Raw genomic sequence first — 23,980 nt, forward strand, 5'->3', positions numbered from 1 at the left:
CCGTTAACTTCCTATGGCTTCCTTCAGACCCCACCGTTGGCCAGTGACGCCCTTGCCAGTCGGATTGTCTTCCCCTCAGTCGGGGTGACGCCATCTTCTTTCAGATGGCCGGGTTTGCCGGCTTCGCCGGGCAAACAAAAAGCAGCCTAGCATTTTGCTAGGCTGCTTTCATACGGATTATACAGTAGTACTTAGCATACAGTAGTGCTTAGTCGTCTGCCGCTGCGTAGGAGCCGTCTTCACGATGGACTTCGTTACCAGTGATTGGCGGAGTAAAGACACAAGCTACGGTCATGCCCTTTTCCTTGCCGCGCAGCAGGTGCTCATCGTGCTGGTCCAGCAGGTAGATGTCGCCCGCCTTGATCGGCCAGATTTTGCCGTCGGCCAGGGTCTCTACCTCGCCTTCACCTTCATAACAAAATACCGCTTCATAGTGATTTTTGTAATGAATGTGCGTCTCAGTGCCAGGAAAAATGCGGGTGATATGGAAAGAGAAACCTGCATTATCGTTGGCCAGAACAAGGCGCGTGCTGTCCCAATTACCGTTTTCAGCAGTGACCAGGCGATCTGTTTTACGTGCTTCTTCGAGATTACGAACGATCATAAACGTGCTCCGTTGCGTGGCAGCCAGCTGTTGGCTGCCTATTCCTGTAAGGGACGTAATGGCGTGTGACGATTTAGCGTAACGCTACACTATGCCTTAATAACAGACTTAACTGACGCTTCAAGGATATCTAAGGCTTTCAGCAGATCTTCATCCGGAATAGTTAGCGGACAAAGGCACTTAACCACTTCACCATCCTGACCACTGGTTTCGATGATGAGACCGTGCTCAAACGCATGGCTGGTGATCTTATCGGCGATATCGCCAGATACCACGTCAATACCGCGCATCAGACCACGACCACGCTCGGTCGCCGGCATGCCATTTTCTGTCAGCATAGCGGCCAGTTTTTGGAAGCGCTCTTCGACGATACGCGCTTTACGCTGAACATCACGCGCAAAGGTGTCGTTAGACCAATACTTTTTCATCGCTGCGGTCGCCGTCACCATCGCCAAGTTAAAGCCACGGAACGTACCGTTGTACTGGCCAGGCTTCCACTTATCGAGCTCAGGACGCATCAACACATGTGCGAACGGTAAACCGAAGCCTGAGAGCGATTTCGAATTAGTGACAATGTCTGGCGTAATGCCTGCATGCTCGAAACTGAAGAATTTACCCGTGCGACCACAGCCTGCCTGGATATCATCCACAATGAGAAGGATGTCATGCGCATGACAGATACTTTCTAGGCGCTTGAGCCAATCCAGGCCTGCGACGTTGATACCGCCCTCGCCTTGCACAGTTTCAACAATCACGCCCGCTGGGATATCTAAGCCGCCTGACTTATCGTTTAAGAGCTTTTCAAAGTAGTCCAGCGTGTCGGCATGCTCACCCATGTAGCCATCAAATGGCAGAAAGCTTGCGCCTTGTGTAGGGATGCCACCCGTCGCTTCGCGGAACTTACGGTTACCGGTGGTTGCCAGGGCGCCCATGGTCACACCGTGGAAGCCGTTGGTGAAGGTCACAATGTTATGGCGACCTTTAGCAACACGGGCCAGACGGATGGCCGCTTCCACTGCATTTGTGCCGGTCGGGCCAGGCAGGTGGACTTTATAATCAAGTCCACGGGGCTTCAGAATGACGTTCTCTAGGGTTTCCAGGTAGTCACGCTTAGCGCTTGTCCACATATCTAAGCCATGAACCACCCCACCACTGGAGAGATAGTCAATCATCGCTTCTTTTAGATGCGGATTGTTATGACCGTAGTTCAGCGTGCCAGCACCGGCGAGAAAATCTATATATTCACGACCATTCTCATCGGTCAGCCGCGCATTCTGTGCCTTGGTAAAGACAACAGGAAACGAGCGTGAATAGGTACGAACATTGGATTCCATGCGTTCGAATGTTTGGGTCTGCATTAGCGACCTCCTTATTAAGTGTGTAAGCCAAGCGAGTAAAACAGTGATAGCTAAGGCAACACGAGCGGGAAAACGGTTTAACAAGCCTATAGGGTATTACTTACCAACCGTTAAATATGATCGGTTTGAAATGGCCCAATACGTACTAAGTTTTCCGGGTCGTGCTCTCCCCCAAGCTGTTCTGTCGAAAAGTATTCACGGCTGTTCAAAGGTGCCTGCCAGCGTGCAGCTAGGCGACGGAACAACCCCCACGATGCTTGGTTGTCAGGGGTGATCGTGGTTTCTAAGTGGTGAACGTCGTCAAGTTCAGGGCGCGACATAATCGCTTCCACCAGACGGCGTGCCAGACCTGTGCCCCGAGCTTTTTCACCTACGGCGACTTGCCATAAAAAATAGGTGTCAGGGGCATTATCTTTGACATAACCGGATACAAAACCAACTACTTCACCCTCTTCGTTGGTAGCCACAGCACAGGTATCGCGGAACTGCGTTGCTAGCAGCAGATAAGCGTAGGCTGAATTAACATCGAGCGGCGGGCACGCTTTGATGAGTTCGTAAATCCCCCAACCATCATCAGCATTGGGCTTACGAATAAAAAGCGGCATTTCGGCATGGCCTACCACGGCATCAGCAACGGTTGGGCGAGCCAGCTCGGCAGAAGGTGTAAAAGGCTTAATAGGCGTACTCATGGTTATGCTTCGCTGTAGCGAATTTGAGAATCATTATAACAGCTGATTATGAGCAATTCAAAAACCATATTATTCATCCTCGCATCTTCTATAATTTTTGGTTATCAAACGAGCGTTACGTACTCTAGCATCAAGTTTCTGGCTACCATCAGAGTTTAGATCAGTGATACCGATGCGCGAGACAAAAAAGGCGAGCCGAAGCTCGCCTTTAGTCGTTGATCAATAACGTTAATAGCGTGCGGGGGTTCGCATGGTGACGAACTCTTCGGCCCCAGTGGGGTGAATGCCTACCGTACGGTCGAAATCTTCTTTGGTAAGGCCTGCTCGAACGGCGATGGCAATACCCTGAATCAGCTCGCCTGCTTCTTCACCTACCATGTGAGCACCGACAACAACATCGCTGGCGTCATCGACAATCAGCTTCATCAACATGCGCTCCTGGCTACCGGAAAGCGTGTGCTTCATGGCTCTGAAATCAGTGCGGTAGACCCGTATTTTGGAAAACTTCTCCCTAGCCGCCTCTTCAGATAAGCCGACCGTACCGATATTGGGATGACAGAAAACGGCAGTAGGAATGGTGTCATAGTCCAATGGCCTAGGCGTTTTTTTATGGAAGTGAATATCCACCAGTTGCATCGCCTCTGCCAGAGCGACGGGCGTTAATTCAGGCCCAGCGATTAGGTCACCCAAAGCTAGTATTGAAGGAATCTGCGTCTCATAACGCTCATTCACGGACAGCTTGCCTTCGCTGTTTAGCTCAATCCCCAGTACATCGATACCCAGGCCGCTTGTATTCGCCTTGCGCCCAGTTGCGGCAAGCACCGCATCCACTTCTAAGGTTTCCCCAGTGGTTAGCTCAACCTGCAGAGCACCCTCTTTCCGTTCAATGCGCGCAATGTTGGCAGAAAAATGGAGGTTAACGCCCTTTTTGGCCATTTCATCACACGTGAACTCGCGGACTTCCTGGTCAAACCCTTTTAAAAACAGGTCTCCTCGATAAATCAAATGTGTCTCGCTGCCCAATCCGTTAAAAATACTGGCGAACTCGACGGCAATATAGCCACCACCCAGTACTAAAAACCTTTCAGGAAAGCTATCTAAGTCAAATACTTGGTTAGAGGTTAAGGTAAGATCGCTCCCTGGAAACTCGGGTGCCCAGGGCCAGCCGCCTGTCGCGAGTAAGATTTTTTCGGCGCTGACGCTCACTTCGCCATCTGCATTGGTTAGTGTCACTGTGTGCGGATCAACAACGCGGGCCCGAGCGTTAAACAGTGTTACCCCTGCGCCTTCTAGCATGCGCTGGTAGATGCCGTTAAGCCGTTTGATTTCGCTGGTTTTATTATCTCTTAACGTAGGCCAATCGAAGGTTGCTGGTGAGGCCAGCCGCCAGCCAAAACCTGCCGCATCATCAAAGCTGTCATGAAAATGAGCAGCATACGAGTATAGCTTTTTGGGTACACAGCCCACGTTGACACAAGTACCGCCTAAATAGCGATCTTCCGCAACAGCAACGCGTGCGCCGGTAGCTGCTGCCATACGTGCCGCGCGAACCCCACCTGAGCCCGCTCCAATTACAAATAAATCGAAGTCATATGCAGCATCCGCTGACATGGTTATCTCCTATCCACTGCCGTGCTTACCCTCTGCTAAGGTAAGCGCTAAGATTGACCTTCTGTGCAAGGGGGGGTTAAAACGCCCTACCTTGTAACAAAAATGCTGCTGCGCTACGCATGGACTCCCTCAACCCCTGAATAATGTTATCTCACGGAGATTCGATGTCTGATCAAATTGCTACGCTGCTGGATAATAATCGCGTTTGGGCTGAACGGATGTGTGAAGAGGATCCGGACTATTTCAAACGCCTTTCTAGCCAGCAAAACCCCGACTATCTATGGATTGGCTGTTCGGACAGCCGTGTACCGGCTAACCAGATTATTGCGCTACCACCAGGCGAAGTATTTGTGCATCGCAATGTCGCTAACCTTCTCCACCACACCGATATGAATGCGCTGTCGGTTGTTCAATATGCGGTGGATGTCCTCAATGTAAGCCATATCATGATTGTTGGGCATTATGGCTGTGGTGGTATTAAAGCAGCTGTCACGGGTGGTGAATGTGGCGTGGTAGATTATTGGCTTCACTCAGTCCGTGAACAGTACAACCGCCATCGAGACACACTCGATCACTTGCCCATTGAAGATCAAATTGATCGCATGTGTGAGTTGAATGTGAAGGCCCAGGTCAACAGTTTGTGCCGCACTAAAATCCTTCAGCGCGCTTGGCAGCGCGGCCAATCCATCTCGGTACATGGCTGGGTATACGGCCTGAGCGACGGTCGCGTGAAGGATTTAAACTGCACTATCAGTGGTCTTGAGCAGGTTGAAACGCTTTATCGCATTGATCGCGTTCAATCCAGCGACTAAACGCTGATGCCTACCGCTTCGTTAATCGTAGCGGTAGGCACGGTGACAACTTCGACAGCTAAGACCCACCTCAGAAAAAGCCCGTGTAGCTGCTCGATAATCTTCCTGTTCCGCAGCGTCTATTAAGACACCTACTTTCTCTTCCAAATCGACAAACCCAGCGGAAAAGTCATCCCATTCTTCCCATATTTCTGGTTTCGCATCAGAGCCTCGCCCATGGGTTCCAGCAATAAATGCGGGTAATAAGTGGGCTTGAGTAGCCTTCTCCTGCAGCTCCGCTAGGCGCGGGGCTGCACCACGAGCGTCTTGATTATTGACTAAGTCAAAGCGCAGCTGACGAAGCAGGCGTTCTAGATCTTTTAGCTCATCCTGTCGCCAGATAACTGCTTCACGCTCACTACCAAAAGGTGTGTCATCAACCGATTGTGGCATTGCGGGCGCTTGTTCAGCGTGAGCCCCAAGGCTAAATAAACCGAACACCACGAAGGTTCCGGCAGAACGGGCAACCTGACTTTGAAGGGGGCGATGAAGCAGCATATTTTTGGACCTCAACCAATGGGACACGTAACACCAGTACCTTTTAAACCGCAGTAACCGCCAGGATTTTTATCTAAATACTGCTGGTGATACGCTTCGGCGTAATAGAACACGTCGAGTGGCTTGATCTCTGTGGTGATACGCCCTTTGCCTGCGCGTTGCAATGCTGCTTGGAACGCCTCTGCGCTTTGCTTAGCAGCCGCCAGCTGGGCCTCGGTAGTGGTGAAAATAGCAGAGCGATACTGGCTACCAATATCATTACCTTGACGGTTACCTTGCGTAGGATCGTGCTGTTCCCAGAAGATGTTCAGCAGTGTGGTCAGACTTACCCGTTGTGGATCATACACCACTTTGACAACTTCGGCGTGCCCTGTTAAGCCTGTACAAGTCTCTTTGTACGTTGGATTGGGTGTGATGCCCCCAGCATAGCCCGCTGCCGTCACATACACCCCCGGCTGCTGCCAAAACAGCCGTTCTACCCCCCAGAAGCATCCCATACCCAACACAATTTCCTCATAACCTTCAGGAAACGGTGGGTGTATAGAGTGTCCGGTAATGGTATGAAGGTCGCTGGTCTCAATGGGTGTATCGCGCCCTTCTGGTGCTTGATGTTTCGTAAATAGCGTCATAACACCCTCTTCTATTCTATTGCTGCGGATAAATATAAGGATCGCCTGAGCGCGTGAACGTGTAAATTAGGTCAACGGCTTGGTTAGCACCAGACACCGCCTGTAGATACAGGTTCCGCCATAGCGTATAGCGTAAGGTTAGTTCTGCAATTGGAGAGAAAATACCTACGCCATAGCTAATGCGAAGATCATCAGACAGTTGGCCACTCACCGCTACCTGACTGTCGTCACCCGCCCCAGTGGTATCAAGTGTCAGGTCATCAATCCCAAACGCTTCCCCGATAGAGCCAACGGCCCCACCGGTGCGGCCAAGGGACATACCAATGAGCGCAGTGGTTAGTGCGCTATCAACACCACCGCCTGAAGCATCCGGCGCGCGGCCGCGTAGCAAATACGATAGCGCACGGGTCTCGTCCATCGCGGGCTCTGAAAAGATCATCACATTGGGCTGTTCGGCATCGCCTGTTACGCGCAGCCCCGCAATCACATCATCTTCGGTGACATCCGGGTTGCGGATGGCCTCAAAATCTAGCACTGGCAAGCCCGGAGGACCACTAAAGATCAGTTGACCACGACGAATCAACAGATCTTGCCCGAATGCCTGGAAACGACCATTTACTAAGTTGACGTCGCCAAACAGCTGAAGCGCTCCGCTATCCTGACGAATCTCCAGGCTACCGCCCAATCCTGACTCCAGGCCATAGGCGGAAATTTGCATATCGCGCCCAAGATTCAGTGTAATCAGCACATCCAGAGCCATACCGGTGTCTGCCAGTTCATCAGCTGCACTGGGATCATTCCCAGCCTCTGCCGCAAGACGTGCTTGTCGTTCAGCCTCACGATCATCGCGCTCGGTAATGATAATTTCATCCGGGCTTGGCGATGTTGCTGACGAAGGTAGATCACCCACCTCTAAGCGAGCCCAGGGAAGATCCACATTGCCCCGTACCTGCAGACGCTCTGGGGTAATACGAATGCGAATATCTGGCGCGGCTTCCAGGCGACCGAACTGCGGTAATACCACCAACAAAGGCTCTTGAGTTGCGTTTAGGTCTATGCCAATACGCCACGCTTCATCGGTAGGCCAATAAGCGTTACCGCTAATCGAAAGCCGGCCTCGCTCGGCAGCGAGAAAACCGTCTATATTTCCCTCTTCGCCATCAAAGGCTACCGCCAGCTCGCCATCCACAATAGTAATGGGAATATCGGGCCCGCTAATACGCAGGCTGCGTAAGGCTAGTTCACCCTGTAAATCAGGCTGGCTTGTGGTGCCACCAATTTGCACGCTGCCATTTAAGCCGCCTTCAAGCTCATCCATACCCACCAACATAGGGCGATAGGGTGCTAACGTGATGTTATTTGCCCGTAGCTGACCATCAAGCGCTCCCTGACCCAATGGGTCGTTTACCGCTAGATTAAGCGTAAGCTCACCTGCTTCCGACAGAGCAAGCAGTACATCCGCTTGGGCCTGTGCTTGATTGGCTTCAATTTTCGCATCCAGATTAATAGTGGGAAGCTCTACTGGCTGACCATAATCATTGACTGCCGTGATGGCTAACTCACTGAGCAGCTGAAGATTGGCTTGCCACTGGGCGCCTCCCTGCCCCCAGTTGGCTACTAGATCCGCCGTGGTATCACCTTCAAAGCTCCACTCCTCTGGCAAGAAAGGTTCCAGCATCTCCATGGGCACTTCGCGAACACTCAGCACTGCACGCCCCTGGTCGGATGACGCGGTAATGGGCTCTTCAGAGCATACGAGGCCACCCTGCAACCGACGCAGGCAGAAAGGTGTTAAGCGTGCCTGGCCGCTAGCAAGGTTGTAAGTGATATCCAGCGGCGCTTCCAAGCGAATGTCCCCCGCTTCTGAATCAACTTCCAGCGGGGTTAATCGCGCCTGATACTGTTGAGTCTGCTGGTTAAAGCGCCCGTCTAAGGCCAAATTAGCTTGGCTCAGAACGTTATCGGCTTCGCCTGTGGTGCTGAGTTGCAAGGCATGCTCGGAAAGTCGCCCGGTGAGGTCAAGGGCGACCGACGCTAGCGCTTGCCCACCTGCATTAACGCCTTGCAGATCCAGTTCGATATTGAGATCGGGGTCGTCAAGACCCTCGACATTACCCGATAGAGAGAGCGTAGTTAGCCTATTTTCAGCAAAGCGTAAACTGCGACCATTCAGCTCTACTACCACTTCTGGCCGGGAGAAACTGCCTTGGGCTTGAATATCACCGGTTAATGTCCCTGCTAGATCAGGATGTAAGCTTTGGAGCTGATTCAGCGCGATATTGGCCTCAAGAGACATCGCCTCTTGGCTGAGTTGTCCTGATGCCGTTAGACGGTTATCACCTTGGGTAAAGAGCAGCTCTTCAATATCAACTTCCAGTTCGCTGTTAGCCTCAAGAGAAGCTTTGAGTGTGAGTGGGTACTCCTGTAGCTGCCCCTGGATATCTAGCTCCGGCAGGCTAATGTCCCAGCGCTCGCCGCGCTGGCGTACGCTGGCGACGATATCACCACTTAGATTGCCAGCTAGCTGCGGAACAAACAGCGATGGATCTACATTTTCCAAGCGCACGTTGGTATCGACCTCAATCGCCTCTTCCCAGCTTACCCGGCCCTCGCTGCTAAGCGCACTATCATTAATAGTGAGGGTGAGAGGTGACCAATGGAAAGAGGCTAAATCGCCCTCTCCACTCAAACGGATGGCGGTGGCAGGCACTTGTGGGCCTTCGGCATTCGTTTCAAGCGTTACTTGATAGGCCTCCAGGCTGCCGTTGACACCAAGGCTAAGGTTTTCCAGCACGTAGCTCTCAGCTGTAGTGGCAGGTTCTTCCGATGACGCCTCTGGAATCTCGCTGTTGTCAAATAGCGGCCACTGCAAACGGTCGCTCTCTAGTTGCGCTTCAAATGGGAGCGTGGGAGCTAACGCATCTACTTGCGCAGTCAATGACGCATTAACGGGCCCGGTTGCGTTGAGATTCGCGGTCAGGTCAGCAAGGCTACCAGAAAGATTCAGTGCCACCTGCTCACCGCTAAGTGCTGGGAATAACTCGGGTAGCCATAGTTCTGCACGAACCGCAGCATCCAGTGGGTAGTCGCCGCTTAGAGTGACATTGGCAGATAAGGTGGCGTCAGCATCAGGTGTGGCAAGCTCCAGAGTGCTTAGCGTTATGTCACTGCCCTCGGCCCGAGCTTCTACAAGCAGTCGCTCAACCTGATACTCAGCAGCGCCACTTATTGTTACGTCAGTGACTAACAGTGATGCCAGCTCTACGTTAATCGGCAGCTGAATCTCGGGAAGCGTAAGCCGCTCACGCTCGCTAAGGGCAATAGCCTCATTGTCAGCCGCAGGCTTCGCCGGCTGAGCTAGCTGAATAGCGCCGTCTATACCGGCGGCGTTTAGCGATGTATCTATCTTTTGCGTCAACAGCACGCCGGGAGATGGCGGCAAGTAGAGAGAAAGCTCTTCCAGTGTGGTAGGTGCGATAGTGACTTGCTGCTGCTCGGCGGTTATGGAAGTAGCAAATGCTTCCCAGCCCACTTGTGTACCGTCGGCCAGCGTCAGCTGTACGTTATTGAGAGCGATATCGCGCAGTTCAATCGGAAACGGCAGATAAATGCTGAACGGTGCATTGCTTTCCTGTGGCGGCTCCTCGGTTGCTGAGCTTTCAGCTAAGCGAATATCTGCACCTTCAACGCGTAGCGTGTCTAAGCATAACTGACCGGATAGCAAGCAATCTTCTGCCCAGGCAAGCTCAAAATCCGCTAGCGTAATTTGAGTGCCACCAACAGCCATTTGAAAGCCTTGCAGACGAAAGCTGTCCAGTAGCGCGCCCTCTTGCTGCTCGTAGGTGAAAAAACCACGTTGTTCACCTTGGGAAAACAGCTGCCCGGTTCCCCAAGGGGAGAGCGCCACCCCGGCAACTAAGGCAATTAACCCAAACAGCCATAACGGCAATACGATGATAAGGCGTAACAGGCTCCAGAACGCTAACCAAGTACGGCGCTTAGGTGAGAGCATCTGACGGTTTTGGGGCGCTTTTGAATCAACCTTAGCCAAAGAGCTCTCCTAGAATTCTGGACCAATCGAAAAGTGCACGCGGAAAGCGTCGTCGATATCAAAGGGATGTGCGATGTCGAAACGTATCGGGCCGACGGGAGACACCCAGCGCACGCCCACGCCCGCGCCTGTTTTAAGGCCAGTCGGGCCCCAATTATCGAACGCATCCCCTGTATCAATAAAGGTGGCGCCCCACCAGTCTCCCGTAACACGACGCTGATACTCTAATGTGGAGGTCAGCATTTGTTGGCCACCACGCAAGCGGCCTTCTTCATTACGCGGTGACAAGCTCTTGTAGGAGTAACCGCGTACGCTGCGATCACCGCCTGCGAAGAAACTCAGCGATGGCGGAAGCTTGTCAAAGTCACTGGTCTCGATAGCGCCAATGCTTAATCGAGCTAAAAAGCGGTTGTCATTGCCGATGGTGCGAATCCATTCGGTATCGCCGGTTAGCCGGGTGAATTTGGCGTCAGACCCCCAGGCTCTGTCAGAGTACTCAATCGATAACTGCTGACGATCGCCCCACAGAGGAAAACGTTGAGGACGAGTGCGGGTTCGCGACCACTGAATCCCTGGATAAAACAGCCAAACCTCATCAGCTTGGCCGCCTTGGGTAAAGTCTTCATACGTTGTGCGGAAGTAGAGCGTTTGTACCCAACGGTTCTCAAATTCCCAACGCCGAGCCACTTCTACGGCGCCTTCCAAGGATTTTGTGTCGCCATCGTCAATATTGCGCACGCCATACTGCAGGCGGTAGTTATCCCGTATCGGGTCCTCTAGCGGAATATTGTATACCCCCGTAAAACGCTGTTCAGGGGCAGAAAGATAGAGATCATGATCCAGACTGTGACCAAACCGGTTGATCCATGGCTGCTGCCAGCCAAAACGCAGGCGTGGGCCTACATCTGTGGCATAACCTATACCTACCTCAAACTGGTGGCGATCTGCCGGCTCGACACTGACATCGATGGGCAAGCGGGTATCGTCACGGCTGTTAATACTGAGAGCACTGGCAAGCGCTGCGCTACTTACTCTAGAGCGTTCAGGCTGCGATGCAGTGGCTTCGTTCCACCAGGGCGACCCTCCGCTCGGCGGAGCGATTGTCAATTCTTGAGCTGTTTCCAGCCGGGGCCGTACGGAGACAGAACTAAACCATCCTGTTTCAGCTAAACGCTGATTATAGCGGGCCAGGGATTCCGCTAGGTAAGGCTCACCAGCACGAAACGTCTGCATTTGTCGCAGCCGCTCAGGTTCAATATGGCTGCCCGTAATAAATGTATCGCCAAAGTGATAGCGTGGCCCGCTATCAAAGGCCATATAGAGGCGAGCGCTTTCCAAGTAAGGGCGCACTTCCATCCGTCGATCTGAAAACCCCCAGTCGAAGTAGCCCCGCTCAATAGCTAGACCGGCAAACTGGCTACGTAGACTGTCCCAGGGGGCATGACGCAGCGGTTCCCCCTGCTTTAAAGGAAAATCATCAAGCGCGTCTTGGAAAGGGGGGTCATTGTTCGCATCCCCTGCAATACTGATGTCGAGTACTTCAATCACTACCTGAGGCCCTGATTCAATACGCACGGCGATGGGCGGCTGATCTAGCTCGACAGTAATATCAGGTTCGTAATAGCCATATACTCGCATGGCTTCTTGCGTGCGCTGGCGTATTTCACCTTCCAAGCGGGCATCGGTGTACTGGTCGGCCTCAATATTTTCTAAATAGGCCTCAATATTAACTAGCACACGCCCATCAACACCGCTGATGTCTGCTTCAAGGGCCCAAGAGACCGATGAAGCAGACATCAGCGGCAGCACCAGTAAATACGCCACTTGTTTGGCCGTAGGCCACCGCCGTTGTCTTCCCATACCGTTATATCCCTAACCCTATCACCGGCTTAGTGGCTTGTTTATTCCACATCGTGATGCTGCTATTTAATTGCGCAGCATTTCCATCTGCGCACTAAAGGCTAGCTGCGCCTGCCGGACCTGCCGTAAGTCGCTCTCAAGCGTGTTTAAGCGCTGGGTCCACTGCGCTTCCAGCGCTGTTAATTCAGCTTGGCTAGCAGGCTCTTCTTGAGTATTAACTTCAGCGACAGTAGAAGAGAGCTGCGTTAACTGCTGCTCGATATTTTCCCGCCAGATACTCAATTGCTCTTCAGTAGCGGTTCGGTCGCTGGCTACCTGGCGCTCCATGGTATCGAGCCGCTGGTTGATGACCTCCTCTAAATGAGTAACCTCCTCCACTAAATTTTGCCTACCAGAGGTACCCGCTTGCTCTAAGGCATCTAGCGATGTCCGAATAGCGGCTAGCTGGCTATCACGAAGGGCTGCTTGCTCCTGAAATTGCTCGAATCGTTGTGAAAATGTCTCAAGGGCCTCATTTGATACAAGCTCTTCATTTTCTGTGAGAAGCCCGTAGAGCTCTTCACGCGTATTAGTCAATGCCACAGCCAGCTGCTCCTGCTCTTGGAATAGAGTGGATATCTGAGCTTGTACAAAGGTTATCGCATCTTGGGCCTCTGTGTCATCGGAGTCGAGCCTTGCGTGAAGATTAGACACCTCACCACTCACACGATGCACTTCTGCTAGCAACCTCTCTCTTTCGTACCAAACCCCTACTGCTGCTGCGCCTAATAGCAACATCAACAGAATCAATACGAGCCAAAGCGGCCATAATCGCGGCCCCCTGCGATGGCGTAAGTGCTGTGCTGTCAGGCTTTGATCCACGTCGGGAACAATACGCTGAGATGAAGTGGCATCGGACATATGTTTTCCTTAGGGCGTCGTTGGATCGGCGCGTCGTCCAATTCCCCGATAATGTAAGCCGCAGCTGGCTACAAAAGTGGGGTCGTAGATATTGCGTCCATCCAATATTAGCTTTTCGCGTAGCAGTGAGGCTAAGCGGTGCCAGTCAGGATTCCAGTAGGCTTTCCATTCGGTCACTAGCATCAGGGCGTCTGCACCCTGGCAGGCAAGATAAGGATCATCCTCGAACGTCATTAAATCATTCCGCTGCCCAACCGCCGAGTAGAGCGCTGGAATAGCCGCCGGGTCGTGTAGTTTGACCGTGACTCCCTGTGCCCAGAGCGCTTCAAGCAGCGTTAACACCGGTGCATGATCAATCCGGGCGGTGCCTGGTTTGAACGCGGCACCCCATATCGCTACCGTTTTGCCTGCTAAATCACCCTCAAAAAATCCCCACAACTTTCTGAACAGCGTCTCTTTTTTCTGCTCATTGATGTCCATCACCTGCTCAAGCAGCGCCGAGTAGCGACCACTGGATGACTGAACATCGGCTAAGCGCATCAAATCACGCGAGAAGTTAGGGCCACCAAAGCCACATCCTGGATAAAGGTACTCAAACCCTATCCGCGTATCTGCGCCCATACCCTGGCGTACATGCTCAACGTCTACTCCTAACGTATCGGCAAGACCTGCAATTTCATTCATATAGCTGATACGGGTAGCCAACATACCATTGATGGCCAGCTTGGTCAGTTCAGCGGCACGACAAGGCATGCATTGAAACACTTCGCTACGACGATTGAAGGCACGCAGTAGCTCTCTTGTCACTTGCTCACCCATGGCGTCATCGCACCCGAGCAGCCAGCGCACTGGACGAGTAAAAGAGAGCCAGGCTCGCCCTTCTTCCAGAGTGTCAGGCAGTGCCACACGGCTATGCTGGTGTCCCATTAGCGAATGCAAACGCTCGGTCTCGCCCACTGGGAATGTTGAATTATTGACCAGCACCGCGCCGCTGTATTCCTGAAACATTGGGTGTTGTAAAAGCGAATTGGCTGACTGACGCTGACTAGGAGAAAGCGCTAACCAAACAATATCAGGCGTTTCAGAGACGTCAGGAGTAGCAACGATGGTTAAGTTGCCTGCTGCCATAGCTTGCTCAATCTGTGCCATCAGCGATGGTTCTCGGCGTAGCCAGTCAGCACTGGCCAGCGTTGGCCACGGAACGCTCTCGTGGAGTAACCAGTCAACGTGATGACCTACCCAAGCAAGCGCCGCCGCCGCAGTTGCGGCGCTTAATTCACTACCATGCAGCAATACACGCATTCAGATGCTCTCCCTGGCCAATAAGCGCCGATAAAATAAAGTGTTAGGCGTCATGCTGAGTTCCTTTCCATGCGTTTCGCGTCAGGAGTGGTTAGAATAACCATAATACTCAACGTTTGAGTGGATGCCACCTTGCCGCTAACCACCGCGAAATGGCAAACCATATTCATTTCACTCAAGACCAACTGCCGATGGGGGTTACACCATGCCAGTGACACTTCAGGATAGCACCACTCGCCGCTATCAAGACAACGTCGATGCCGCAGAAGTTGCGAAATTTGAAGCACTTGCCAGTCGCTGGTGGGATCCAGAGAGCGAATTTAAACCGCTTCACGATATTAACCCTCTGCGCTTGGACTTTATCGATGCTCGGGCTGGGCTGGCTGGTAAGAAAGTGCTGGATGTAGGTTGCGGTGGCGGTATTTTGAGCGAATCGATGGCCCATCGAGGAGCCAGCGTGACGGGCATTGACCTAGGGGAAGCACCGCTAGGGGTGGCGCGGCTTCACGCTGAAGAGAGTGGCGTTACGGTAGAGTACCGGCATATCAGCGTTGAAGGTTTAGCCGCTGAAGAGCCCGGGCACTACGATGTGGTGACCTGCATGGAGATGTTGGAGCATGTACCCGACCCCGCCTCGGTTATCCGTGCCTGCAGTACACTGGTTCGCCCTGGAGGCTATGTATTTTTCTCAACGCTTAACCGCACACCGAAGTCTTACGCCTTTGCCATCCTAGGGGCCGAATACGTGTTGAAGCTGCTGCCCCGTGGTACCCACGACTACGCTAAATTTATTCGCCCTTCCGAAATGGCGAACTGGGCGCGTGCGGCATCTCTTGAGGTGCGTGAGCAAACGGGACTTACTTATAACCCTATTACACGGCACTATCGTCTGGTTCCTCATGATGTATCCGTCAATTACATGATGTACTGCCGCAAAGCGAGCGAGTAAATGTTGATGTCCTCCCCCCAGGCGATACTGTTTGATTTAGATGGCACATTGGTAGATACCGCCCCCGACTTGGCTGCTGCAACTAACGCGTTAAGAGCCCATCACGGCTTAGCGGCTCTGCCGTTCCAGGAAATACGTGGGCAAGTGTCTAATGGTGGCAGCGCCCTGGTCACGCTGGCGCTTGGCCTTGAAAGCGGTAGTGACGAGCATGATGAGGCAAGGCAGTTCTTGCTGGATGCTTACGAGCAAGCAGTGGCGGTCCATAGCAAGCTTTTCGAGCCGTTAAATGAGTGGCTAACGCAGTGGCACAGTGAAGAGCGGCTTTGGGGAATTGTGACTAATAAACCGCGGCGCTATACCTTGCCGCTTTTGGAAGCGCTGGCGCTAACGCCAGGGGCGTTGCTCTGCGCTGATGACTTAAGTGTTAAAAAACCTGCGCCTGAGCCGCTTTGGGAAGCAGCAAAACGCCTCGGTGTTTCCCCCGAGGCGTGCTGGTATATCGGCGACCATGTTCGCGATATGCAAGCGGCTAAAGCAGCCGGTATGACGGCTGTCGCCGTGGGCTATGGCTATATCAGTGAAGAAGACGACTACCAGAGCTGGCCTGCCGACCTGTGGTTTACAACGTGTGATGAGCTGGTAGCCGCTCTTCATGACCACCGCACTGATTAGCCTTCGCCAGTGTGGAAACGTTAGACGCGTGGCGGCTGGGCATCAAACTTCTGGCCGCTAACGCCTTTACTATCAGGCCCCATCAGCCATAGGTAAGTGGGCATGACCTCTTCAGGCGTACGCAGTGTAAACGGATCTTCACCTGGGTAAGCAGTGCGGCGCATTTGGGTACGCGTAGCACCTGGATTCAGCGTATTCACTCGAACATTCGTCTGATTCTCTAATTCATCAGCCAGCACCTCCATAAATCCTTCTGTGGCGAATTTTGACACAGAATAGGCACCCCAATACGCACGCCCTTTACGGCCAACGCTGGAGGAAGTGAAGATAACCGATGCATCATCAGACGCCTGGAGCAATGGCAGCAGCGCTTGAGTCATCCAGATGGGACCATTGATATTGACCTGCATTACCTGACCCCACAGTTCGGGATTATACTGCTCGAACGGAGTAATGCGGCCAAGCAGCCCAGCGTTGTGCAATAACCCATCTAGACGGCCAAACTCTTTATCCAGCGTTTCTGCCATATCGTGAAAATCTTTGAGTGTCGCCCCTTCAAAATTGAGCGGAAAAATAGCCGGCTGTGGCCCGCCAGCCGCTTCAATTTCATCATAAACGCGTTCAAGTTTAGCAATAGTGCGGCCTAGCAATATAACGGTAGCCCCATGACGGGCATAGGTTAATGCCGCCGCGCGGCCAATCCCATCTCCCGCACCGGTTACCAACACGACGCGATTTTCTAGCAGATTGGGCGCTGGTTGATAGTCGATTTTGCAGCTCATGAGGTTTCCTTGAAGCTAAAAAAGTAAACGGTATTAACCCGCCGACTGGCGTAAGAAGTCATTGGCCAACCCAGCGGCACTGCTTTGGGGATAGTCATCCCGCACTTGTTCCAACAGCTCGCGGCTACGCTCTGCTTCGCCTTTACGCGCCTTAACCAAGCCGAGCTTGTAGAGTGCATCGGGTACTTTGGTACTACCGTTGTACTGCTCAATAACGCGCGTGAAGGCTTGATCAGCTGCATCTAACTCACCCTCTGCAGCATAAAGTTCGCCCAGCCAGTAATGGCCGTTCGCCGTCAAGCTACTTTCTGGGTGGTCGGCCACAAAGGACTCAAAGGCCGCAATAGCATCTTCAAACTGGCGCGCCTGAACGTGGGCAAATGCAGCTTGATAAGCCGCTTGTGCGTCTTCACTTACATTACGGGCGGAAGGCGCTTGCACAACCTGCTCAGCCGCTTCAGGCTCAACATCAGGAGTCGCCTGCTCTATCTGGCTTGGTGCACTGCTGGTCATCAAGCGGTCTTCGATATCTAAATACTGCTGCTGTGTTTGATTGCGCAGTTGCTCCAGCTGGTGGCGTAACTCTTCAATTTGACCACGTAACTGCTGAATTTCTTGCTGGTGCTCCTGGACTTGGTTAAAGAGCACAAGGTTACCGCCTGAAGGCTCTTGTCGCTGAGTTTGCTGATAAAAGCTATTGGACGAACCTGAGGAGAGGTCTTGAACGAGCGGCTGCTGAGCAAGAGCGGACACAGGCAGTAGTGATAAGGGCAATACGGACAGCGGGAGCGCTATGGCTCCCGCACCGCACAGCCTCTCAAAATAGCGTTTGAGACTGTGATTCATGATAGCTCCGAGTGATACAGTTGGCGTGCCAGGGCACGCCAATACTATCAGTAGTTAAAGACGACGCGACGGTTTTGCGAGTAGGCGCTTTCGTTTTGGCCACTCACTGCCGGACGCTCTTCACCGTAGCTAACCACGCTCATTTGTGAAGGAGATACACCCTGAGTATTCAGGAAACGCTGTACGGCTCCCGCACGACGCTCACCTAGCGCCATGTTGTATTCACGGGTACCGCGTTCGTCGGTGTGACCGTGAAGAACAACACGGGCGTTCGGGTTAGCACGCAGGTAGCGCGCATGAGCCATTACCACAGATTCGTATTCGCTCTTAATGGTATCGCGATCGTAATCGAAGTAAATAGTGCGTACTTCAGGAATACGAGAATCCGCCTGCTGACCAGCAGCGCCAGAACCTGACGTTGAGCCATACTGACCACTAGTGCCAACACCAGACGTGCTAGACCCCATACTGCTGCCATCCTGGCTTCCGTACGAGTCTCCGTCTTGGGTTCCGCCGGTGCTGGAACAGCCAGCGATAACTACGATAGATAAAGCGACTGCTAATGAGCGAGCCAACGGCTTAAGTTGCATAATCAGACTCCTTGCATGAAAACAGAAGTTAGTGCTGTTCATCTATTAATTTAAGAAAGGTGACCACGCGGGATCACGTACATCACCTTGTGCTGCGGGCAACCTAAATGACGAGCGGCCATCGGCTGAAACGGCACTTAGTACTCCGCTACCACCCTGTTGGGTAGCGAAGATTACCATGGTCCCGTTCGGCGCAACACTAGGAGATTCATCTCTTGTTGATTCGCTTAATACCACTAAGCGGCCACTCTCAAGATTCTGCTTCGCCACTTGAAAACCGCGGCTGGAACGGTGAATCAAAAAGATTTCTTCACCGTCTGGCGAAAAGCGTGCACGGGCGTTGTAGTTGCCCGTAAAGGTCAGTCGGTTGGTCTCTCCACTGCCTAACGAGGTTTGATAAATCTGCGGGCCACCGCTGCGATCCGACGTAAAAATCAAGCTACGACCATCAGGAGACCACGCGGGCTCGGTATCGATACTGTTGCTGTTAGTAATACGGTCCAGCGAACGGTTAGCTACGTCCAGCACGTAAATTTCTGGCTGACCGTCTTTGGATAACGACATGGCGATACGACGGCCATCTGGCGACCATGTTGGCGCACCATTGATACCACCAAATGAGGTGGCTTGAACGCGCTGACCTGTATTAACGTCTTGGATGTAGATAGACGCCTTGCCTGTTTCGAAAGAGACATACGCCAGCTTGCGGCCATCCGGCGACCAAGCGGGCGACATAATGGGCTGATCCGAGGTCAGCACCTGCTGGCTTCGACGGCCATCGGCATCAGCCACATACAACCCAAACTGCATGTTATCGCCTAGGCCCTGAGCCGTAACGTAAGCAATGCGGGTTGAGAAAGCGCCGCGAATATCGGTAATCGCCTCGAAAATTTGGTCACTGATGTAGTGCGCCGCACCACGAAGGTCGTTGCCACTGGCAGTCACGGTTTCACTGATCATGGGACGTTGGCCGCTAATATCGACCAGGTCGAACTGCAACTCATAACCGTTGCCTGTCTGCTGCGCGCGCCCAACGACGAGATAACGCACGTCCAGCGATCTCCAAGTGCCAAACTCTACGTCAGACGCTTGGCTTGGACGGTCGAACATAGCACTACGCTCTAGCGGTGCGAAAAATCCGCTACGTTCAAGGTCGTCTTGTACAATTTGCGCGACATCTTCAGGTAGGCCTTCGCTGCCTGCGAATGGCACGACCCCGATAGGCAACGCCTGATCGCTACCACGCGTTATCTCAATGGTTAAATTAGCGCTTGCTACGCTGCTGATTAGTAGCAGTACGCAAAAAAGCCACATTTTGCTTAACGTTTGCATCAGCGAACATCCCCCGGGGTAAATCGCAGATTAAATTGACGTAAAGTACGCTGCTGTTCCGCTGACAAGTCACGTAACTCGCCAAACGGTGCTGCATGTTCCACCGCCTGCATAGCTGAGCGATCAAAAGCACTATCACCGCTGGATGAAGCGACAGAGGTCGCTAGTAGCTCACCCGATGGACCAAGCCTCACTTGTATCGTAGCACTCATTGCGTTGCTCGCTCCTGGAGGGATAACCCACGCTTGCTCTACAGCACGCCGGACAATGTTAATAAAGCTGTTTGCCGCCTGTTGGGCCTGCTGTGCATTAGCGGCCGCTTCTGCCTCGCCTGCTAACTGACGTTGCATGGCCGCTTCGGCTGCCTCAGCAGCACGACGCTCTTCTGCTTCACGCTGTTTCTGGGCTTCTGCTTCGCGAGCGCGCTGCTCCTCCGCTTCCCGTTGGCGACGAGCTTCTTCCTCCCGCTGGCGCTGTGCTTCGGCTTCACGCTCACGTTGTTCTTCCGCTTCGCGCTGGCGTTGGGCTTCTGCTTCACGGGCACGTTGGGCCTCTTCTTCCCGAGCGCGTTGCTCTTCAGCCTCACGTTGGCGCTGAGCCTCGGCTTCCGCCCGTGCACGCTCTGCTTCCGCTTCACGCTGGCGCTGGGCTTCGGCCTCTGCCTGCGCACGCTGCTCTTCCGCTTCACGTGCTTGGGCTTCTGCCGCTTGCTGTTCGGCTAATCGCTCAGCTTCTTCTGCGCGACGCTGGGCTTCGGCTTCAGCTTCTGCTTGGGCTTGTTCTAGCGCGCGAGCCTGTTCCGCTGCCTCAGCTTCTGCTTCGCGCTGGGCTGCCTCGGCGGCAGCTTGCTGCTCCGCCGCGGAAGGCTCATCGCTAGGCGGCTCTGGATCGGGCTCTTCGGGTTCAGAGGCATTGTTCATTGCGGCCTGTTGCTCAGTGACTTGCTGGGCCTGATCAGTGAACGTTTCCGTGCTCACGAACGTCGCTTGTACGATCGAAGAAGAGTCTGGTTCCGCCGACATGCTGGGCAGCTTGACCAAGCTAAAGATAACCACGAGCAAGTGCACGGCAACAGCCAAAATCGTTGGCCACGTGTAGCCAACGTCTTGTGGGTCACGCGGTGGTTTTACAGCCATGTGCGACTCGCCCTTAACCATCTTGGGGCGGCTCTGAGAGCAGCCCTACGTTGGCGACACCCGAACTCTGCAGTGTGCTCATCAGCAGCACAATCTGGCCATAAGGCACATTGCGATCTCCGCGCACCATCACAGGCGTACCGGGACGACGCTGAAGAATAGCAGTCACTCGCTCCGACATTTGCTCCAGAGAAACCGCCGTCGAATCTTCTCCCAGAGTAATAAAGTAGCCGCCATCGCGATCTACCGAGATGATGATCGGGTCATTATCTTCCTGGGTTTCAATAGGCTCAGAGGTGACTTGAGGCAGATCTACTTGAACGCCTTGTGTCAGCATGGGAGCAGTAATCATAAAAATGACAAGCAGTACCAGCATCACGTCGATAAAAGGGACAACGTTGATCTCCCCCATCGGCTTGCTTTTGCCACTACGATTGAACGGACCTTGCATGGCAGACTCCCTTAACTAGCGCTAGGTTTGCCGTCACGTCCTTGCAAGTTACGGTGCAAGATTGCGTGAAACTCTTCAGCAAAGTCTTCATATTTACCCAGTAAGCGAGAAGCGTTATTGGATAGACGGTTGTAGAAAATAACAGCGGGAATCGCTGCGAAAAGTCCCATTGCCGTGGCAATCAGCGCTTCTGCAATCCAGGGTGCAACAGTCGCTAGTGTGGCTTGCTGGGTCATGGAAAGCGATTGGAATGAGCCCATAATGCCCCATACCGTACCAAATAAGCCGATATAAGGACTGGCGGAGGCAACCGTTGCCAGAAAAACAAGATGTTGGGTCAAGCGGTCTTCTTCCCGCGACCAGGCGACTCGCATGCTGCGCTGGACACCTTCCAGTACCGTATCGGCACTGCGGGTTTTAGGCATCAGGCGGTTAAATTCCCGAAAACCTGCCTGGAAAATGTGCTCCGCTCCATGACGAGGGGCATCAGCGGGAATTTCACGGTAGAGCTCGTTTAGGTCAACACCTGACCAAAACGACTCTTCAAACTGGTTGTACTCTTGCTTGGCTCGGCGTAGCGCAATGCTGCGCTGAAAGATCACCACCCATGAGAGGATTGACCCCACCACTAGCAGCAGCATGACCAGCTGTACCACAATGCTGGCACTCATTATTAAGTGGGGAATGGACATGGTGTTATCGTTCACAGTTGCCCTCATCAATCAATTAATGTCGTTTTCGACTGGGGTGTGGTGTTAAGCGACAATGGCCACGCTTTTGGACGCAGTGTCGTAGCGTTTAAGCAGGCTATCTCGACTGTTGCGGAGCACAAGAGTTCCTCGTCGCGCCGAACCAGTTGTTCAAATGTCATCCGGCAACGACCTTTTTCCACAATGTTGGCAGTTACCGTCAGTGCCTCATCCAATCGTGCGGGTTTGGCATAGTGGCAGGCCATGCGGTATACCACTAGCTGTGTACCTTCGTCTAGCAACGTTTGCTGGTTAAGGCCTAATTCTCTTAGCCACTCGCTGCGCGCCCGTTCCATAAACTTCAGGTAGTTAACGTAGTAGACAATTCCACCGGCGTCAGTATCTTCCATGTAAACACGCACTGGTATGCTAAATTCGCCCGTCATGGCCGACGTTCTCCCTCAACATCAATTGACTGTTCGTGGGGCGTCTTATCAAAGTGCAGCCAGGCTTGACGAGTCACTACACGGCCTCTTGGTGTACGCATCATTAGCCCCTGCTGAATCAGATAAGGTTCAATCACATCTTCGATGGTATCGCGCTCTTCACCGATGGCGGCAGAGAGTGAGTCAACGCCCACCGGGCCACCATCGAATTTGTCGATCATCGCCAGCAGTAAACGGCGGTCCATGTGATCCAAACCGTGGTGATCGACATTTAGCATATTGAGCGCCGCATCCGCTAATGTCACATCCACAACGCCATCGCCCTTTATTTCGGCGTAATCCCGCACTCTGCGCAACAGTCGGTTGGCGATACGCGGCGTACCACGGGAGCGGCGCGCTACTTCAATGGCACCTTCATGGCTGGTTTCAACGCCTAGTAGCCGTGCTGAGCGGGCGACAATCTCGGTCAGCTCTTCCAGGTTATAAAACTCAAGACGCTGAACGATACCAAAGCGGTCACGCAGCGGTGAGGTCAACAACCCCGCACGAGTGGTGGCGCCCACCAGCGTAAATCTGGGCAGGTCAAGTTTAATAGAACGTGCGGCGGGCCCTTCGCCAATCATGATATCGAGCTGAAAGTCCTCCATCGCGGGATAAAGGACCTCTTCCACCACGGGCGAGAGGCGATGGATTTCATCGATAAACAGCACATCGCCCGGTTCAAGATTGGTCAGCATAGCGGCGAGATCCCCCGCGCGCTCCAGCACCGGGCCAGAAGTAGATTTAAGTCCCACGCCCATTTCAGTAGCGATAATATTCGCCAACGTCGTTTTACCTAAGCCTGGCGGACCGAACACCAGCGTGTGGTCTAAGCTCTCTTCGCGTAGCCTGGCTGCTCCAATAAAAATCTCAAGCTGTTCGCGAACCCGAGGCTGGCCAATATAGTCTTTGAGATGTTTCGGACGAATAGCATAGTCGATGCGCACTTCGCCCTGCTCTGGCTCAGCGGCAATTAATCGGTCGTGTTCTAACATAAAGACTCTTCTAGAGTGCTGACTAATGAGTACACGCTATTGCACTCGTGCTGGTCTAACCGGACATGCGTTTGGTTAACGCGGCTTTAATCAAAGCTTCGGTAGTTTGATTGGGGTCGACGTCGGCTAACATTTTCGTCGCTTCTGTCAGCTTATAACCCAAGCTCACCAGGGCTGCTTCGGCATCCGCCAAATGATCCCTTGGAGCAGCTCGCCCGCTTGTCGCTTCAAGAGCCAACGGCGCATCGTTGCCATGCTCCCACTCAGGAAAGCGGTCACGCATTTCGATAATCAACCGCTCCGCCGTTTTTTTACCAACGCCTGGCAGTTTTGTCAGCGCTTTGCTGTCGTCATCTCTGATACAGCGCATAAAGGCATCTTCATCCATACCCGACAGGATCGCTAACGCAAGTTTCGGCCCTACGCCATTCACTTTGATCAAGGCGCGAAACAGCGCTCGCTCATGCTCTCGCCCAAACCCATAGAGCAAATGCGCATCGTCACGGATGGTGAGATGGGTATAGAGTGACACCTGCTCGCCGGGAGCGGGCAGCGCTACAAAGGTGTTCATGGAGGCTTCAAGCTCATAACCAACGCCATGCACATCTACCACCATCCAGGGCGGCTGTTTTTCCAACAACAGGCCGGTTAAACGTCCAATCATCATATGCCTCGCAGCCAATCAAAACAGCAGCCACTA

General features: G+C 53.1%; 23 protein-coding genes. 3 read left to right on the top strand and 20 right to left on the bottom strand.

Translation table 11 applies throughout. The features are described 5' to 3' along the window. Nucleotides 1-208: 208 nt before the first annotated feature. The 4 genes from AC13CN_RS03880 to gorA all read right to left on the bottom strand — a co-directional run bounded on the left by AC13CN_RS03880 (nt 209) and on the right by gorA (nt 4,262). Nucleotides 209-604 carry an ectoine synthase gene (locus tag AC13CN_RS03880; protein ID WP_044629107.1) on the bottom strand — a complete coding sequence of 132 codons (396 nt, stop codon included), beginning with the start codon at nt 602-604 and terminating at the stop codon, nt 209-211. Nucleotides 605-693: 89 nt separating this feature from the next. Then, nucleotides 694-1,962 carry a diaminobutyrate--2-oxoglutarate transaminase gene (ectB, locus tag AC13CN_RS03885; RefSeq protein WP_074210588.1) on the bottom strand — a complete coding sequence of 423 codons (1,269 nt, stop codon included), beginning with the start codon at nt 1,960-1,962 and terminating at the stop codon, nt 694-696. A 110-nt stretch (nt 1,963-2,072) separates the two neighbouring features. Then, nucleotides 2,073-2,651: a diaminobutyrate acetyltransferase gene (ectA, locus tag AC13CN_RS03890; RefSeq protein WP_062359677.1), complete on the bottom strand. Its 579-nt coding sequence runs from the start codon at nt 2,649-2,651 to the stop codon at nt 2,073-2,075. A 228-nt stretch (nt 2,652-2,879) separates the two neighbouring features. Further along, complete coding sequence (gorA, locus tag AC13CN_RS03895) at nt 2,880-4,262, bottom strand: glutathione-disulfide reductase (RefSeq protein WP_074210589.1); 1,383 nt, start codon at nt 4,260-4,262, stop codon at nt 2,880-2,882. A 164-nt stretch (nt 4,263-4,426) separates the two neighbouring features. Between gorA and can the strand changes: the two genes are divergently transcribed. After that, a complete protein-coding gene (can, locus tag AC13CN_RS03900) occupies nt 4,427-5,074 on the top strand; it encodes a carbonate dehydratase (protein WP_074210590.1) in 648 nt (215 codons plus the stop codon). 21 nt (nt 5,075-5,095) lie between these two features. On the opposite strand, the gene AC13CN_RS03905 is transcribed toward can, so the two are convergent. The 6 genes from AC13CN_RS03905 to AC13CN_RS03930 all read right to left on the bottom strand — a co-directional run bounded on the left by AC13CN_RS03905 (nt 5,096) and on the right by AC13CN_RS03930 (nt 14,353). Continuing rightward, on the bottom strand, nt 5,096-5,611 hold the full coding sequence (locus AC13CN_RS03905; protein WP_083602206.1) for a c-type cytochrome: 516 nt from the start codon (nt 5,609-5,611) through the stop codon (nt 5,096-5,098). Between the two features lie 11 nt (nt 5,612-5,622). Beyond that, nucleotides 5,623-6,240, bottom strand: a complete 618-nt coding sequence (msrA, locus tag AC13CN_RS03910; RefSeq protein WP_287147952.1) for a peptide-methionine (S)-S-oxide reductase MsrA — start codon at nt 6,238-6,240, stop codon at nt 5,623-5,625. A gap of 16 nt (nt 6,241-6,256) precedes the next feature. Next, complete coding sequence (gene tamB, locus AC13CN_RS03915; RefSeq protein ID WP_483053030.1) at nt 6,257-10,252, bottom strand: autotransporter assembly complex protein TamB; 3,996 nt, start codon at nt 10,250-10,252, stop codon at nt 6,257-6,259. Between the two features lie 48 nt (nt 10,253-10,300). Then, a complete protein-coding gene (gene tamA / locus AC13CN_RS03920; protein WP_483053026.1) occupies nt 10,301-12,151 on the bottom strand; it encodes an autotransporter assembly complex protein TamA in 1,851 nt (616 codons plus the stop codon). A gap of 66 nt (nt 12,152-12,217) precedes the next feature. Next, on the bottom strand, nt 12,218-13,051 hold the full coding sequence (locus AC13CN_RS03925; protein ID WP_483053027.1) for a hypothetical protein: 834 nt from the start codon (nt 13,049-13,051) through the stop codon (nt 12,218-12,220). 9 nt (nt 13,052-13,060) lie between these two features. Beyond that, entirely contained in the window at nt 13,061-14,353 is a 1,293-nt protein-coding gene (locus AC13CN_RS03930; RefSeq protein ID WP_044630062.1) for a nucleotide sugar dehydrogenase, read from the bottom strand. A 205-nt stretch (nt 14,354-14,558) separates the two neighbouring features. Between AC13CN_RS03930 and ubiG the strand changes: the two genes are divergently transcribed. Both ubiG and AC13CN_RS03940 read left to right on the top strand, forming a co-directional pair. Beyond that, nucleotides 14,559-15,302 carry a bifunctional 2-polyprenyl-6-hydroxyphenol methylase/3-demethylubiquinol 3-O-methyltransferase UbiG gene (gene ubiG, locus AC13CN_RS03935; RefSeq protein WP_483053028.1) on the top strand — a complete coding sequence of 248 codons (744 nt, stop codon included), beginning with the start codon at nt 14,559-14,561 and terminating at the stop codon, nt 15,300-15,302. After that, the gene (locus AC13CN_RS03940) at nt 15,303-15,974 is read left to right on the top strand and encodes an HAD-IA family hydrolase (protein ID WP_074210595.1); all 672 of its coding nucleotides are present in this window, start codon (nt 15,303-15,305) and stop codon (nt 15,972-15,974) included. Nucleotides 15,975-15,994: 20 nt separating this feature from the next. Here the strand turns inward: AC13CN_RS03940 and AC13CN_RS03945 are convergent, their stop codons facing one another. The 10 genes from AC13CN_RS03945 to ruvA are packed head-to-tail and all read right to left on the bottom strand — an operon-like array spanning nt 15,995 to nt 23,944. Then, the gene (locus AC13CN_RS03945) at nt 15,995-16,756 is read right to left on the bottom strand and encodes a YciK family oxidoreductase (RefSeq protein WP_062359686.1); all 762 of its coding nucleotides are present in this window, start codon (nt 16,754-16,756) and stop codon (nt 15,995-15,997) included. A gap of 33 nt (nt 16,757-16,789) precedes the next feature. Then, nucleotides 16,790-17,602: a tol-pal system protein YbgF gene (gene ybgF / locus AC13CN_RS03950; RefSeq protein ID WP_483053029.1), complete on the bottom strand. Its 813-nt coding sequence runs from the start codon at nt 17,600-17,602 to the stop codon at nt 16,790-16,792. 47 nt (nt 17,603-17,649) lie between these two features. Further along, a complete protein-coding gene (pal, locus tag AC13CN_RS03955) occupies nt 17,650-18,192 on the bottom strand; it encodes a peptidoglycan-associated lipoprotein Pal (protein ID WP_054641210.1) in 543 nt (180 codons plus the stop codon). 45 nt (nt 18,193-18,237) lie between these two features. After that, on the bottom strand, nt 18,238-19,524 hold the full coding sequence (gene tolB, locus AC13CN_RS03960) for a Tol-Pal system beta propeller repeat protein TolB (RefSeq protein ID WP_054641209.1): 1,287 nt from the start codon (nt 19,522-19,524) through the stop codon (nt 18,238-18,240). Beyond that, a complete protein-coding gene (gene tolA / locus AC13CN_RS03965; RefSeq protein WP_172416147.1) occupies nt 19,524-20,660 on the bottom strand; it encodes a cell envelope integrity protein TolA in 1,137 nt (378 codons plus the stop codon). Before tolA ends, tolB begins: the two co-directional genes overlap by 1 nt. Before the next feature lie 13 nt (nt 20,661-20,673). Next, nucleotides 20,674-21,111 (bottom strand): protein TolR, encoded by a 438-nt coding sequence (tolR, locus tag AC13CN_RS03970; RefSeq protein WP_054645020.1) that lies wholly within the window; start codon nt 21,109-21,111, stop codon nt 20,674-20,676. Between the two features lie 11 nt (nt 21,112-21,122). After that, nucleotides 21,123-21,818, bottom strand: coding sequence for a protein TolQ (gene tolQ, locus AC13CN_RS03975; protein ID WP_054641207.1), 696 nt, complete (start codon nt 21,816-21,818; stop codon nt 21,123-21,125). Between the two features lie 11 nt (nt 21,819-21,829). Continuing rightward, nucleotides 21,830-22,246, bottom strand: coding sequence for a tol-pal system-associated acyl-CoA thioesterase (gene ybgC / locus AC13CN_RS03980; RefSeq protein ID WP_301272748.1), 417 nt, complete (start codon nt 22,244-22,246; stop codon nt 21,830-21,832). Next, entirely contained in the window at nt 22,243-23,280 is a 1,038-nt protein-coding gene (ruvB, locus tag AC13CN_RS03985) for a Holliday junction branch migration DNA helicase RuvB (RefSeq protein WP_044630073.1), read from the bottom strand. Before ruvB ends, ybgC begins: the two co-directional genes overlap by 4 nt. Nucleotides 23,281-23,335: 55 nt before the next feature. After that, nucleotides 23,336-23,944, bottom strand: a complete 609-nt coding sequence (gene ruvA / locus AC13CN_RS03990; RefSeq protein WP_062359690.1) for a Holliday junction branch migration protein RuvA — start codon at nt 23,942-23,944, stop codon at nt 23,336-23,338. Nucleotides 23,945-23,980 lie beyond the last annotated feature (36 nt).

The organism is Vreelandella sp. L-25 (genome assembly GCF_056857535.1).

Bases quoted from the DNA above. Each gene is read 5' to 3' on its own strand.
- AC13CN_RS03945 (WP_062359686.1), bottom strand. From the start codon at position 16,756: ATGAGCTGCAAAATCGACTATCAACCAGCGCCCAATCTGCTAGAAAAT.
- ubiG (WP_483053028.1), top strand. From the start codon at position 14,559: ATGCCAGTGACACTTCAGGATAGCACCACTCGCCGCTATCAAGACAAC.
- AC13CN_RS03930 (WP_044630062.1), bottom strand. From the start codon at position 14,353: ATGCGTGTATTGCTGCATGGTAGTGAATTAAGCGCCGCAACTGCGGCG.
- AC13CN_RS03880 (WP_044629107.1), bottom strand. From the start codon at position 604: ATGATCGTTCGTAATCTCGAAGAAGCACGTAAAACAGATCGCCTGGTC.
- msrA (WP_287147952.1), bottom strand. From the start codon at position 6,240: ATGACGCTATTTACGAAACATCAAGCACCAGAAGGGCGCGATACACCC.
- pal (WP_054641210.1), bottom strand. From the start codon at position 18,192: ATGCAACTTAAGCCGTTGGCTCGCTCATTAGCAGTCGCTTTATCTATC.
- AC13CN_RS03940 (WP_074210595.1), top strand. From the start codon at position 15,303: ATGTTGATGTCCTCCCCCCAGGCGATACTGTTTGATTTAGATGGCACA.
- ruvB (WP_044630073.1), bottom strand. From the start codon at position 23,280: ATGTTAGAACACGACCGATTAATTGCCGCTGAGCCAGAGCAGGGCGAA.
- tamA (WP_483053026.1), bottom strand. From the start codon at position 12,151: ATGGGAAGACAACGGCGGTGGCCTACGGCCAAACAAGTGGCGTATTTA.
- can (WP_074210590.1), top strand. From the start codon at position 4,427: ATGTCTGATCAAATTGCTACGCTGCTGGATAATAATCGCGTTTGGGCT.
- ruvA (WP_062359690.1), bottom strand. From the start codon at position 23,944: ATGATTGGACGTTTAACCGGCCTGTTGTTGGAAAAACAGCCGCCCTGG.
- AC13CN_RS03925 (WP_483053027.1), bottom strand. From the start codon at position 13,051: ATGTCCGATGCCACTTCATCTCAGCGTATTGTTCCCGACGTGGATCAA.
- ybgC (WP_301272748.1), bottom strand. From the start codon at position 22,246: ATGACGGGCGAATTTAGCATACCAGTGCGTGTTTACATGGAAGATACT.
- ybgF (WP_483053029.1), bottom strand. From the start codon at position 17,602: ATGAATCACAGTCTCAAACGCTATTTTGAGAGGCTGTGCGGTGCGGGA.
- gorA (WP_074210589.1), bottom strand. From the start codon at position 4,262: ATGTCAGCGGATGCTGCATATGACTTCGATTTATTTGTAATTGGAGCG.
- tolR (WP_054645020.1), bottom strand. From the start codon at position 21,111: ATGCAAGGTCCGTTCAATCGTAGTGGCAAAAGCAAGCCGATGGGGGAG.
- tolB (WP_054641209.1), bottom strand. From the start codon at position 19,524: ATGCAAACGTTAAGCAAAATGTGGCTTTTTTGCGTACTGCTACTAATC.
- tolA (WP_172416147.1), bottom strand. From the start codon at position 20,660: ATGGCTGTAAAACCACCGCGTGACCCACAAGACGTTGGCTACACGTGG.
- ectA (WP_062359677.1), bottom strand. From the start codon at position 2,651: ATGAGTACGCCTATTAAGCCTTTTACACCTTCTGCCGAGCTGGCTCGC.
- ectB (WP_074210588.1), bottom strand. From the start codon at position 1,962: ATGCAGACCCAAACATTCGAACGCATGGAATCCAATGTTCGTACCTAT.
- tamB (WP_483053030.1), bottom strand. From the start codon at position 10,252: ATGCTCTCACCTAAGCGCCGTACTTGGTTAGCGTTCTGGAGCCTGTTA.
- AC13CN_RS03905 (WP_083602206.1), bottom strand. From the start codon at position 5,611: ATGCTGCTTCATCGCCCCCTTCAAAGTCAGGTTGCCCGTTCTGCCGGA.